11 protein-coding genes are annotated in these 12,696 nt (G+C 41.4%); 2 read left to right on the top strand and 9 right to left on the bottom strand.

Annotated features, from left to right (window positions below):
* Nucleotides 1-104: 104 nt before the first annotated feature.
* Together AC5JMK_RS03385 and AC5JMK_RS03380 are read right to left on the bottom strand one after the other, a co-directional pair.
* Nucleotides 105-1,085, bottom strand: a complete 981-nt coding sequence (locus tag AC5JMK_RS03385; protein WP_096676001.1) for an aldo/keto reductase — start codon at nucleotides 1,083-1,085, stop codon at nucleotides 105-107.
* Nucleotides 1,086-1,243: 158 nt separating this feature from the next.
* Entirely contained in the window at nucleotides 1,244-1,489 is a 246-nt protein-coding gene (locus tag AC5JMK_RS03380) for a hypothetical protein (protein ID WP_495909389.1), read from the bottom strand.
* Between the two features lie 266 nt (nucleotides 1,490-1,755).
* Between AC5JMK_RS03380 and AC5JMK_RS03375 the strand changes: the two genes are divergently transcribed.
* Nucleotides 1,756-2,001, top strand: a complete 246-nt coding sequence (locus tag AC5JMK_RS03375; protein ID WP_096676003.1) for a hypothetical protein — start codon at nucleotides 1,756-1,758, stop codon at nucleotides 1,999-2,001.
* Between the two features lie 114 nt (nucleotides 2,002-2,115).
* On the opposite strand, the gene AC5JMK_RS03370 is transcribed toward AC5JMK_RS03375, so the two are convergent.
* From AC5JMK_RS03370 to nifH, 7 genes are all read right to left on the bottom strand, one after another.
* Entirely contained in the window at nucleotides 2,116-3,486 is a 1,371-nt protein-coding gene (locus AC5JMK_RS03370; RefSeq protein ID WP_096676004.1) for a sensor histidine kinase, read from the bottom strand.
* Between the two features lie 81 nt (nucleotides 3,487-3,567).
* Nucleotides 3,568-3,849, bottom strand: coding sequence for a hypothetical protein (locus AC5JMK_RS03365; RefSeq protein ID WP_096676005.1), 282 nt, complete (start codon nucleotides 3,847-3,849; stop codon nucleotides 3,568-3,570).
* Nucleotides 3,850-3,867: 18 nt separating this feature from the next.
* Nucleotides 3,868-5,532, bottom strand: coding sequence for a response regulator (locus AC5JMK_RS03360; protein ID WP_096676006.1), 1,665 nt, complete (start codon nucleotides 5,530-5,532; stop codon nucleotides 3,868-3,870).
* 241 nt (nucleotides 5,533-5,773) lie between these two features.
* Nucleotides 5,774-6,169, bottom strand: coding sequence for a VOC family protein (locus AC5JMK_RS03355; RefSeq protein ID WP_096676007.1), 396 nt, complete (start codon nucleotides 6,167-6,169; stop codon nucleotides 5,774-5,776).
* Nucleotides 6,170-6,643: 474 nt separating this feature from the next.
* Entirely contained in the window at nucleotides 6,644-7,921 is a 1,278-nt protein-coding gene (locus tag AC5JMK_RS03350; RefSeq protein WP_096676008.1) for an ATP-binding response regulator, read from the bottom strand.
* 66 nt (nucleotides 7,922-7,987) lie between these two features.
* Nucleotides 7,988-10,993 (bottom strand): methyl-accepting chemotaxis protein, encoded by a 3,006-nt coding sequence (locus AC5JMK_RS03345; protein WP_495909388.1) that lies wholly within the window; start codon nucleotides 10,991-10,993, stop codon nucleotides 7,988-7,990.
* A 455-nt stretch (nucleotides 10,994-11,448) separates the two neighbouring features.
* Nucleotides 11,449-12,345, bottom strand: coding sequence for a nitrogenase iron protein (gene nifH / locus AC5JMK_RS03340; protein WP_096676010.1), 897 nt, complete (start codon nucleotides 12,343-12,345; stop codon nucleotides 11,449-11,451).
* On the opposite strand from nifH, the gene AC5JMK_RS03335 reads away from it, so the two are divergent.
* On the top strand, nucleotides 12,344-12,577 hold the full coding sequence (locus AC5JMK_RS03335) for a hypothetical protein (protein ID WP_096676011.1): 234 nt from the start codon (nucleotides 12,344-12,346) through the stop codon (nucleotides 12,575-12,577). The two genes, nifH and AC5JMK_RS03335, sit on opposite strands and share 2 nt — an antisense overlap.
* The last annotated feature ends 119 nt before the right edge of the window (nucleotides 12,578-12,696 follow it).

The following is a 12,696-nucleotide window of genomic DNA, read 5'->3' as shown; positions in this document are numbered from 1 at the left end:
TCTCATTTCAACCCCGAAATTTCTCATTTCAACCCCGAAATTTCTCATTTCAACCTCGAAATTTCTGGTTTCAAACCCAAAAATCCCCAACCCCCCTAAATTTCCTAGCGATTAACTGTACTCATATCCGCATAGCGATCGCCTGCTGCAACATTTTTAGGAGCAACTTTGTCGATGCGTTGCAAATCTTCTGGTGTTAAGCTAACCTCGACAGCTTTCACATTTTCCTCTAAATATTTGCGGCGTTTAGTTCCGGGAATCGGAACAATATCTTCTCCCTGTGCTAACAACCAAGCTAGTGCTAGTTGGCTGGGAGTGACTTGTTTTTCAGTGGCGATCGCTTTTACGAGTTCCACCAATTGCAAGTTTTTGTTGAAGTTTTCACCCTGAAAGCGAGGTGAAACACGACGGAAATCGTCTTTTGCTAAATCATCAATGCTAGTGATTTGTCCAGACAAAAATCCCCGTCCCAAAGGAGAATAAGCTACTAACCCAATTCCTAATTCCCGCAAGGTCGGTAAAATTTCGTCTTCTGGATCGCGTGTCCACAAAGAATACTCGCTTTGCAACGCTGTAATTGGGTGAACAGCATTGGCGCGGCGAATTGTTGTTGGTGCAGCTTCCGAAAGTCCGAGGTAGCGAACTTTACCTTGTTGTACAAGTTCTGCCATTGCTCCCACCGTGTCTTCAATTTGCACATTTGAATCAACACGATGCTGATAGTAAAGGTCGATGTAATCAACTTTCAGCCGTTTTAGTGAAGCATCACAGGCTTGACGAACGTATTCTGGACTACCATTAATACTTCGGGAATGAGTATTTTGATTGCGTTGGATACCAAACTTTGTTGCTAAAATTACCTGATCTCGACGATCTGCGATCGCTTTACCGACAAGTTCCTCATTTGCACCATAACCATACATATCCGCAGTATCAAGGAAATTTCCACCCAGTTCTAAAGCGCGGTGAATAGTAGCGATCGACTCAGCCTCATCCTGATTGCCGTAGAATTCAGACATTCCCATACAACCAAGTCCCAAAGCCGAAACAACAAGCCCTTGTTTACCTAATTTACGTGTCTGCATTGGTTTTTCCCTTTGTCATCAAATCATGATTGCGAATTGCGTAGCTTGCTTCTCGTGCCAAAGGTGCGAGTATTGCAAATTGCAAATTGTTTAAGGTCGCACCATCACCTTGATTGTTTCCCTACTGTCCATTGCTGCGTATCCGGAGGGTACGCCATCTAAGTCAACGCTGAGATCCAAGACGGGGGAGGGGTCAAAACCGACTTCCTCAACTTGCCCATCCACTCGTGACCAGCGCGCCATCCTGGTTGCCAATTATCTAATCCTCGGTAGAACCACAAATCTGAACCACAGATGCAAGCGTGAGTAATACGGACAATTGCATCGGTGGACTGTTGAATTTGCGGGTCGGGAACGTTTTCTACCCGCATGTCACCAGGCCCGTGATAAACGGTTGCTCGCATTATCTACCTCTAGAAATAATTTTTAGTGACTTTTATTGCTCAAAATCATTAAGATTTTAACGCTCAGCCATCCAGATCATCTACATCTTGAGACTGAAGTCTCAGATCATGGATGTTGACAGAATCAAGCAAATAATATATTCTCCTAAGTGAATGATAATATCATTCTAAAATATGTGTAATATCAAGCTAAAACGAGTGGTAATCTTTGATTAATCCTACTCTTAATTGACTCAATTGGCTTTTTTGTATTCAAAAGGAAAAATATGACACTAACAGGTAAGTGGTCTGCTAGTAACGGCAACAAAGACATTTACATAATCCAAAATGGAATTACAGTATTGGTTCATTGGACTGAAACAAATCCGTATTGGAACTATTCTTCAGGCATTGTCAATAACAATGAAGTAAAGATGAGTTTCGGTGGTGGTGATCAGTCCAGTGGGGCTATCGCGTCGGATTGGAATCAAATTAGCTGGAGTAATGGAAGTTCTTGGAGCCGGGTGAATTGATATTCAAATTTCCAATTATTCAACTCTCATCTTGCACCAAGAAGTGATAACGTTAAGATAACGTGAAAACGGTGGGATCAATCCCACCGTTTGCGTTTCATCCCTTTTCCCTGCTCAAACTGGCAAACGCACCCGAAAATGCGTACAACCTGGTTGTGACTCAACATAAATATCTCCCTTATGCCGATTGACAACAATTCGGTAGCTAATTTCTAAACCCAAACCAGTACCTTTACCCACACCTTTTGTAGTAAAAAACGGCTCAAAAATCCGAGATTGAATCGCCTCTGGAATCCCAGAACCAGTATCAATAATTTCAACTACGAGACAGTTATTTTCTTTATAAGTATTAATTGTCAATTCTCCTTTCCCATCCATCGCATCCAAAGCATTATCAATTAAATTTGTCCATACTTGATTAAGTTCGCCAGCGTAGGCGTTGATGCGTGGCAAAGTGCGATCATAATTACGGTGAACAATCACACCCTTTTTAATCCGACAGTGAAAAATCAGTAAAGTATTTTCGATACCCTCATGCACATCTATTTCCTGCAAAGGGGCTTGATCCATATAGGTGTAGCCCTTAATAGCTTTCACCAACTCAGAAATCCGTCCTGTACTGTGTTCAACTTCGTTGATCAATCCTGTCGCCGCAAGAGAAGCTTCTAACCAAGTCAATACATTGCTCAAGAATTCAGCCGGAATGCGATCGCCAATAATATCGAGTTTTTTCGAGTCTATTCCCGCAGAAACTAAGGTCGGAGCAAGTTTCCAAGCATAATTGACATCATGATCTTCCAGCCATTCTAAAACTTCGTCTTCTTGATCAGCTTGGGTGATTGGGTTAAGTTTGACTGCTGTGGTAGCGTATGTTGCAGCTTGATTTTGCATATCCACCAGCAAATTTAATTGTTCAGGCGTGAGGCTATTTAATTGTAAAGTTAGAGATTGCAGGTTTTGCCAATTCCCACGTAATAAAGACGCAGCCCGTTGCGCCGCAGCTCCTGGATTGTTTAATTCGTGTGCTAAACCTGCTGATAGTTTACCCAACGCTGCCATCTTTTCTTGTTGGCGCAGTTGAGCTTCTACATCTTGGCTTCTTCCAGCCATTGCAGTGAGAATTACATCAGCTAAGGGTGAACACTTAACCAGAATGTGCCTAAAAGTATCAACCTCAATTTGGAGGACATGAGTTGGTGCGATCGCTTTTCCGCTAGCAATAGAAGCTGCACCAGTCAGCATTGACAATTCACCCACAAACTCACCATGACGATGAATCGCCAAAAGTCTGGTTTCACCACCCACTTGCTTAGTAACCTCTAACTCACCCTCTAAAATGGCGTGAAAGTGATAGCTAGTATCACCTTCATGAAACAGCATATCTCCCGGATTGAGCCAAATCTCAGTTCCATACTCTTTCATCTCCTCTAAAGCTTGATCATTTAACTTCGGAAACAGCGTCATCTGATTAGGATCGTGCAGCATGGGAACTCCTTTGATTTTTAGGGAGATGTGGGGAGTAATGTAGAGACGCGCCATGGCGCGTCTGGGAGTATGGGAAAGTTATTAGGATTTTACAGTTTGCCAAATGGCGTCTACTTCTTGTGGCTGATAGATATCTTCACTCGCCAATTCCACCAGATCAAGTAAACGCCTGTGTAAAAATGTTTTAGCAACTTTCACCAAGTTGTTTTCTGGGTAATTGGGATGCACCCATATATCTACTTGGACTGGTTCGATTCCGTTTGATTGCAGAATAAATCTGACTTTGTGATATTGTTCATCAAAACCAGGTCTTTGCTGATTTCTATATATTTCGATATCTTTAATTTCACCACCAAAATACATAGTTTTCTTCCTGCTTATTTACAAAACTTTCGCTAAATACTGATGGATAAATTGAACGCAGATTGAACCTTCGCCCACTCCAGAAGCAACACGTTTAACTGAACCATGACGCACGTCACCAACTGCGAAGATACCGGGGATATTTGTTTCTAGTAAGTAGGGATCACGTTCTAAATTCCAGCCAGAGATGCGTTGTCCATCGCGTTGTAAATCTGATCCGGTTAAAATAAAGCCGCGATCGCTCCGTTGTACAATGCCATCTAACCATTCAGTCCGTGGTGCTGCTCCAATAAAGATAAATAATGAAGTAGCATTAAGCTTTTCAATTTCCCCAGTGCGATTATTTTTAGTAATAATTGCTTCTAGACATTTCTCACCTTTGACCTCAATTACACTAGTGTATGTTTTGACAGTGATATTTGGTGTTTCGGCGATTTGGTCTATTAAGTACTGAGACATACTGTTACTCAAAGATTCGCCACGAACCATCATCGTCACATGGCTAGCGTATTTGGAAAAATACATTGCAGCTTGTCCGGCTGAGTTTGCGCCACCAATGATGTAAACGTCTTCATCTTTACAACTCATCGCTTCAGTTTGAGCCGCACCATAATAAACACCCGCACCAGTCAAGCGTTCAATTCCTGGTACATCTAACCGCCGCCAAGCTACACCCAGCGCCAAAATCAAGGCATGACAACTAATTTCGCTACCGTCAGATAATTGTAAAAAACGATATGGATTAGCTACGCGAATACCCGTAACCTCTTGGGGTGTAAGAATTTCGACACCAAAGCGTTTTGCTTGGGCAACAGCACGTCTTGCTAAATCACCACCGCTTAAGCCTACAGGAAAACCCAAATAGTTTTCAATCCGCGAACTTGTTCCCGCTTGTCCACCAGGGGCTTCTCGTTCAATCATCACTGTACGTAGCCCTTCCGACGCACCATACACAGCCGCCGCTAACCCCGCAGGGCCACTACCAACAATCGCCAAATCATAAAATGGTTTTTCGGCTTGAGTTCGCAGTCCAATTTTCTGAGCAATCTCCAAATTGGTCGGCTGCCTCAATTGTTCTCCATCAGGGAAAACAACTAGAGGCAAGCGTACTTTATCACATTTTGCATACTCTGTTAACTGTTCAGCTTCCTGAGAAAATTCAACATCCATCCACTCATAAGGCACTTGATTACGCGCCAAAAAATCTTTAACTTGATGAGAATAGGGCGACCAGCGATTACCAATAACACGAATACCTTCAAAAGGTGGGTGAAATGTCGCTTGCCAATCACCAAGCAAATCATTTAATACCGGATACAGCCGTTCTTCTGGTGGATTCCACGGCTTCATCAAATAATAATCGATTTTTGTTGTGTTGATCGCGTTGATGGCTGCGTCGGTGTCTGCATAAGCAGTGAGTAAAGTCCGTTTAGCCTCTGGAAATATTGTGATTGCTTGTTGTAAGAACTCAACTCCAGACATTTGCGGCATTTTTTGATCTACCAAAAATAGTGCCACAGGCTGGTTGCGGAGTTTGATTTGTTCTAATGCTTCCAAAGCAGTAGTACCAGAGTCAGCACGTAAGATGCGGTAGAATTCTCCATATTTATGACGCAGATCTCGCACCACCGCTTGTAAGACATCAACATCGTCGTCAACTGTCAGGATTACAGGTTTAGCCATAGTGTAATGTTACCTCTTTATATAAAAATTATGACTCCTCCTACACTCCTACACCCTTAGACCCCTACACCCATCTTCAACTGACTCGCGGGAGTCCCCAGTCTCAACGGAACAGGGAAACATCCGGAAGTCCGTAACAAAACAAGTCTCGCGGGCTAGTCATCTTTTGCGTTGAAAGCTGGTTCTTTCAAGCCCCTACCTCAGCCGTTAGGCAGGTAGGGGTAGTTGACGTTTTCTACTATTAGGATAAAAACTCATACAGACCGATCAGATTTTCATCAGGATCGCGAAGATAAGCCGTTTTGATGCCATAGTAAGGATTATTCATCGGTGGTGCGGTGAATTCTACACCTTTGTGTCTTAATTGCTTATATTCCTCTTCCAAATCATGAACTGTAAAAATCAATACTACAGTATCCTGACATTCCGCCTGGAGTGGTTTGTCAGCATTATGGATGAGTTGAGCCATTTCCTGACGCTGAGACAGAGATAGTCTCATATCTCCAGCTTTAAATTCAGCGTACTCGTCTGTTTCATTTTCTACAGCGACTTCAAATTCCAATAAATCTTTGTAGAACAAAAAGCAAGCTTTCCACTCATTTACCAATAGTCTTGTGTATGCTGCACCTACTTTCATAATTTTTTATCTCCCCTGCAATTAATTTTCTGTTATACCAATTCTCTAAAATTCTGCTACACATTCATCCTCGGATCAGATTGTAAAAACAAAGAAATACCAGGTGATCATCCAAATCCGGCGTTGCTGAATCGAAGTATGAATTATGCGATCGCTTTGAGCTTGCGGGCGCACAGCGCCACTGAACCGTACTTAGAATAACAAAAAGTCTTACGATGTAGGCGAGCAAAATAATTTTTCTGTCTATTTCAGCAATTAAGCAAAACAGGTGCATCAGATGTTACCTGTCTACCCTGGAAATTAACTACAATTGGTGGTGACTTTGGTTGTTCAAATCTGAACTGTTTTGGGAGCGATCGCCTTGTGGATCGAATCATCGTTGATAACTGCTAAAATACTTGTCATATATACATTTTAGCAGTTTTTAACTCCGCTTTTTTCCGAGTTTGTGAGAAATCCGGGTAAAAGCCCCTGTCAGCTAACAATTACATTGAGCGCGGCTAAAAATTCTTGCTCAATGTAGGGTTTTGTAAAGTAATTAGTTGCTCCTAATTGCATTGCTAACTGCCGATATTTATTGGTGCTGCAAGTACTAAGCATAACCACTGGTATTTTTGCTAACAAAATATTTTGCAGACGATGATTGAGAAACTCAAAGCCATTCATGTTAGGCATTTCAATATCACAGATCACTAACTGAATTCTGGGATTTTGCTGCAATTTTGCGATCGCCTCTTTTCCATCTTGTGCTAGTAAAACTTTGTAACCTACTTTTTGCAGAGTTAGGGATATGAGATGTCGCACACTTTTGGAATCATCTACAACCAGAATAGTGGCTTGTTTAAGCTTTGCCATTGCTGACGTTATTTTATTGTCAGCCAATGCTTTGCTAAATATTGCTTTGCCTGGTAAATTAGAAAATTTAGCAGTGTAATTAATTATCTGGCTCAACAGAGTATTAACATCAATGACTTGGAATAGACGATCTTTCCAAAAGGTACAGCCACAGATATAACTAGGAAGCTCGATGTCAATTCCTAAAGGTTTAATAACTAACTCTGGTTCTGTGATCAGGTACTCCATCTCTGGTTCTAAAGCCAGAATTTGTTGACCTTTGCTAATTACTAACATTGGTTCTGGCTGATTTTTGGACTCGCAAATGACTGTCGAATCTTGTTTAAAAGTTGTTTCTAGTAGTGGATTGGTGTAGTTTAGTAGTTCTGAAATTTGATAGGTTGGAATCATTTGTTGGCGCCAGTGCAAAAATCGCTTTTGTCTGGAATCGATAATCTGATCAGCTTCCGGAATTAACATTTCTTCTACGCTGTCAGACTTCAAGATCAAGATAGTACAACTATTTGCCCAGACAAGGAGCTTAGAAGTTGCGAGTTTGAGTGGATATGTAGAGGTATGGGTGCGATCGCTTTTCAAATTTTCCTCATAAGCTGCACGCAAACCTGTTAAAGCAAGCCTACCAAGGGTTTGGGCTACTTGCGGGCTTGCTTGGAGGCTGGCTAGAGTGGTTTGAGCGATCGCGATCCACTCTGAAAATTGTAAGTATTCGCCCAATTCTAAAAACACTTCTATCTCTGTTGTGAGTTGCTCAATTAATTGATCAGCTTGAGAGTGAGCCAGAATTATTTCTAGGTGTTCTAATGCTTGAGCCACCTCTGTGGTGAACCTCATCTTGGAGGTAGCTGTTTGAACAAAGTTTGGGTAAATATTTTCTTTTATACCAAATTCCAGAACCATCGCTGTGTTCCTATGTTTAAGTTAAGATGGCACAAATGTTGAAATTAGTAGCAGGAAATTGTTGAACTAATTCCCACTCTGCGATGAGTCTTGGCCAAATGTCGCTAACTTGGCTAAGGACTCGGACACTGCTAGAGCTTGCTTTGAAGTCTGGCTAGCAATATCAGCAACTTTCAAAATAGATTGGTTGGCGGAGGTAGAAGTCTGTGCTTGGACGCTAGCAGTTTGAGCAATTTCCATCACCAGTGCTTGCATTTGGTCATTGACAGTGATAATTTCTGTAAATTGCTGTTGAATTTTTTCTACCAATTCCATCCCACTGATTGCTTGTTCTGCTCCAGACTTGATCACAGCAACCACTTCATTAGTTTCTGTCTGAATTTCTACAACGAGTGGTTTGATTTTTACCATATCCGAGTCTAGCTGCTGCACTAAGGAAAGTACTTTCTCCGCAATCAAAGCAAATTTTTGACCTGTTTCTCCAGTGCGAGATGCTTCCAGTGCTGTGTGCATAGCTTGGAGCTTGATTTGAGAGACAACATTACTAATAAGACTTACTATCTCACAAAGCTGTTGAGCAGGTTGATCTACACACTTGGTTTTTTGGGTAGCTTTCACAAGTATTTCTTGTGTCGTACAGATGCTATCTAAAATTTGGTTAATAGATTTATGTTCATCCTTGACAATCTGACTAAGTTGCAGTTCTTGGAGTTCTACTTGTTGAGCAGAAGCAACCATTTTCTCAGCTGAATCAGCCAACATTTGAATTTGATTGTAGGTAGATGTAATAGACTCCATTTGGTTGATAGCAACCTCTGTTGAAAAGGTTTGGACAACTGTTTCACTACTTTTGAGCAATTCGGATACTTGATTTTGCAGATTTTCTTGTTGTTGACTCTGCTGGAGAAAAATATCTTCCGCAGCTTGGTATGCTTGATCTACCTGGTTAAGAACCCTTGCATGATCAAGAGCAAATCCAACTTGCATCGCAACCTGAGCAAACAAATCAATTTCAGATTGTTGCCAATTACGGGGACTAGAACACTGATGTGCAATTAATAAGCCAAATAGTTGGTCATCTTTGAGAATGGGTGCAACTAAATTGGCTTTGACAGCAAAGGGTTTGAGTTGGTTAATATGATAATCGCTTAGATCAGCTTCGTAAATATTATTGATTGCTTGAACTCTACCAGCTTGATACTTTTCTACATAGCCTTCTGCAAAGCAGGGGTCTTTGATTCTAGCTCGCAAGGCTTTTGGCAAACCTGGAAGAACTGATTCTGCAATCACCGTTCCATACCACTCGGAGTCAAAACCATAAACAATGACTCGATCAGCACTAATCGCTTTGCGGACTTCTTCGACGGTGGCTTTGAGAACATCTTCTTCATTAAGTGATTCCCGAATCTGGCGTATCAAGTCTGCAAGCAACTGAGTTTGCATACCTTCAGCATCGATTCGTTGCAAGAGTCTAGCATGATCAAGAGCAAATCCAACTTGCATCGCAACCTGAGCAAACAAATCAATTTCAGATTGTTGCCAATTACGGGGACTAGAACACTGATGTGCAATTAATAAGCCAAATAGTTGGTCATCTTTGAGAATGGGTGCAACTAAATTGGCTTTGACAGCAAAGGGTTTGAGTTGGTTAATATGATAATCGCTTAGATCAGCTTCGTAAATATTATTGATTGCTTGAACTCTACCAGCTTGATACTTTTCTACATAGCCTTCTGCAAAGCAGGGGTCTTTGATTCTAGCTCGCAAGGCTTTTGGCAAACCTGGAAGAACTGATTCTGCAATCACCGTTCCATACCACTCGGAGTCAAAACCATAAACAATGACTCGATCAGCACTAATCGCTTTGCGGACTTCTTCGACGGTGGCTTTGAGAACATCTTCTTCATTAAGTGATTCCCGAATCCGCCGGGTAATATTTATAAATAAGTGAGCTTGATCAACTTTCGTATCTACCTGTTTTAACAACCTAGTGTAATTAAGGGCAAATCCCACTTGTGTCGCTATCTGAGCGAAGAAATCAATCTCATATTGCTGCCAAAAGCGGGGTTTAGAACATTGATGTGCAATTAATAAGCCAAATAGCTGGTCTTTCTTGAGAATAGGTGCAACTAAATTGGCTTTAACAGCAAATCGTTCTAGCAATCCAATATGACAATCAGCCAGATTCGCTTGATAAATATCATCGATCGCACGGACACGGCCATTTTGATATTGTTCTACATACTCTGTTTGAAAGCAAGGATCTGATATTGTAGCCCGCAAAGCATTTGGAAAACCAAATGCTACTGATTCTGCCACAAAGGTTCCGTCTCCATTGGAATTGAAGCCAAAGATAGCGACGCGGTCAGTTTGTAAGGCGGCGCGAACTTCTTCAACGGTAGTTTTGAGAACATCTTCTTCCTTGAGTGATTCCTGAATGCGACGGGTGATGTTCATCAACAAATGGGCGCGTTCAGTTTCGAGTTCTTGTTTCCATAGCAATTCCGGGAGTTGTTCTTTTAGTAAGTTGATGTTTGTCTCTAAAACAACTAGTTCATTGTTGCTGGCGATCGCAGTGCGAATATTCTCATCTTTTCGACGTAGCCTATTGACTATTGTGGTAGAAACCGCAGCAGCATTCAAAATTGGATGAATGGCACGATTAGCCAAAATTATCGCGATCGCAGCTGCTAAGACTATCGCTGTCCCCGTTCCAATTAACAGAAGTGAAAGTTGTTTGTGTAGTGCAAGTTCGGCTTCTGCTAGATCTGTAGCGCCTACCTGTTGAGCTTGAGGAATCTGCTTGGTAATTAACTTATTGCCAAAGTGATAAGTTGTTGCAGTTCCAAACGCGAGTACTGGAAGCATACTGACGGCGATCGCCCAAACAGTTGCTTTTGCCTTCAAACTCCAATCCTTTTGTCCGATTTGTTCTTGACGAAGAGACTGTTGAAGCCTTACTGGCTGCTTTGAAGGATTTATTATGGTTGATTTCCCTGCATTTTGTTGACTACCCTGTAATTGATTAACCTTTTTTTTGTCAACTTGTTTTTGAGGAGAAGGCTGAGTCATAAATAAAATCTTAATTAGATTGCAAAAATTGATTAAAAAAAATAAACTACCACATTCAGTTCACTAACTGACGAAGTAAGACAATGTACTTATTGAAATTGCTGCCGAGTCAAAGATATAGTCAAAAAATAAGTATTTTGCCTTGATTTTATGTAAGGCTTTTATATAGGGATGTACTTACTACAAATAAAGTAGATTTTTGCGATAAGGTTCCATAAATCCTCTAAAACCTCTAATTACTTGGGTTTTCACCGTCTAGGCTTTATATCTCTTTTAGAGAGTTTGATGCTCCAAAGAAATAAATTAGTGTATTTAATATATTAGTGTTTAATTTAACAAAATTATTTTACAAAAGTTTTTCAAAAGAAAAGGGGACTGGGAAAGACATAAAGTCAATCTCCAATCCCCATAACCAAACCAACCAACTACTAACTCAAATGGTTTTGTGATTATTACTACTTGAGTGCTTCTTGTGACGATTTATCCATTTCAGCTAACTTTTCAGCTTCTTCATCGCTTTCAAGAATACCGAATTCAATCAGCAATGCTTCTAGCTCATCCATCTCGATGGGTGTAGGAATGGTAAGATTGGTATTATTGATGATTTTTTTCGCTAGTGTCCGGTATTCATTACCTTGATTGCTGTCAGGTGCGTACTCGTTCACAGTCATACGACGTAACTCTGCGTGTTGCACGATATTGTCGCGAGGTACGTAGTGGATCATTTGGGTATTCAAGCGTGATGCTAGGGTTTCGATAAGTTCGATTTCGCGATCAACGTTACGACTATTACAAATTAAACCACCCAAGCGCACGCCGCCAGTGTGGGCATATTTGAGAATACCGCGAGCGATATTGTTTGCAGCGTACATCGCCATCATTTCACCAGAGGTAACAATGTAGATTTCTTGGGCCTTACCTTCACGAATAGGCATGGCAAAACCACCGCAAACAACGTCACCTAATACATCGTAGCTGACAAAGTCAACATCTTGGTAAGCGCCGTTTTCTTCCAAAAAGTTGATGGCGGTAATAATACCACGACCAGCACAGCCTACACCAGGTTCAGGACCACCAGATTCTACGCAACGTACGTTACGAAATCCAGTGAGCATGACTTCTTCTAGCTCTAAATCCTCTACTGCACCGCGTTCAGCAGCCAAGTGGAGAACAGTGGTTTGAGCTTTACTGTGTAGCATCAAACGAGTGGAATCTGCTTTAGGATCGCATCCGACAATCAAGATGCGCTGACCCATTTCTGCCATAGCAGCAAGGGTATTTTGAGATGTGGTGGATTTGCCAATACCACCTTTACCATAGAATGCTATCTGTCTAATTTTTTCGTCGGACATGATGAGTTTTCTCCTACAATTCTTCGATTTGATAGGTAGGGTTGAGGATCAGATATATTCAGTACAGTGGAGCGATCGCAGTAACCGTGGTAGAACGAACTTGCATCGTACTCATAGCCATACCCATCAAGAACCACAAAGGCAAAAAAGTGCCTATTGGGAATGCAGAACAGATGATGGTATTGCACAGCTAAACAGCTTGGCTTTTGGTCAGTTGTTAGTTGCAACTTGAGGACTGACCAACAAGCAATAGTTTTTCAATTGCTGATGGAGTAAATGCGATCGCCATACGGTGAGCGTTTTAGAGTGGCGTATTAATTATTAATTTAGAATTTACGCAGAGTATTCCCT

Source organism: Pelatocladus sp. (assembly GCF_059505505.1).
This window is presented reverse-complemented; position numbering and strand designations above follow the sequence as displayed.

Bases quoted from the DNA above. Each gene is read 5' to 3' on its own strand.
- AC5JMK_RS03360 (WP_096676006.1), bottom strand. From the start codon at position 5,532: ATGGCTAAACCTGTAATCCTGACAGTTGACGACGATGTTGATGTCTTA.
- AC5JMK_RS03385 (WP_096676001.1), bottom strand. From the start codon at position 1,085: ATGCAGACACGTAAATTAGGTAAACAAGGGCTTGTTGTTTCGGCTTTG.
- AC5JMK_RS03350 (WP_096676008.1), bottom strand. From the start codon at position 7,921: ATGGTTCTGGAATTTGGTATAAAAGAAAATATTTACCCAAACTTTGTT.
- AC5JMK_RS03375 (WP_096676003.1), top strand. From the start codon at position 1,756: ATGACACTAACAGGTAAGTGGTCTGCTAGTAACGGCAACAAAGACATT.
- AC5JMK_RS03365 (WP_096676005.1), bottom strand. From the start codon at position 3,849: ATGTATTTTGGTGGTGAAATTAAAGATATCGAAATATATAGAAATCAG.
- AC5JMK_RS03335 (WP_096676011.1), top strand. From the start codon at position 12,344: ATGATGAGTTTTCTCCTACAATTCTTCGATTTGATAGGTAGGGTTGAG.
- AC5JMK_RS03380 (WP_495909389.1), bottom strand. From the start codon at position 1,489: ATGCGAGCAACCGTTTATCACGGGCCTGGTGACATGCGGGTAGAAAAC.
- AC5JMK_RS03355 (WP_096676007.1), bottom strand. From the start codon at position 6,169: ATGAAAGTAGGTGCAGCATACACAAGACTATTGGTAAATGAGTGGAAA.
- AC5JMK_RS03345 (WP_495909388.1), bottom strand. From the start codon at position 10,993: ATGACTCAGCCTTCTCCTCAAAAACAAGTTGACAAAAAAAAGGTTAAT.
- AC5JMK_RS03370 (WP_096676004.1), bottom strand. From the start codon at position 3,486: ATGCTGCACGATCCTAATCAGATGACGCTGTTTCCGAAGTTAAATGAT.
- nifH (WP_096676010.1), bottom strand. From the start codon at position 12,345: ATGTCCGACGAAAAAATTAGACAGATAGCATTCTATGGTAAAGGTGGT.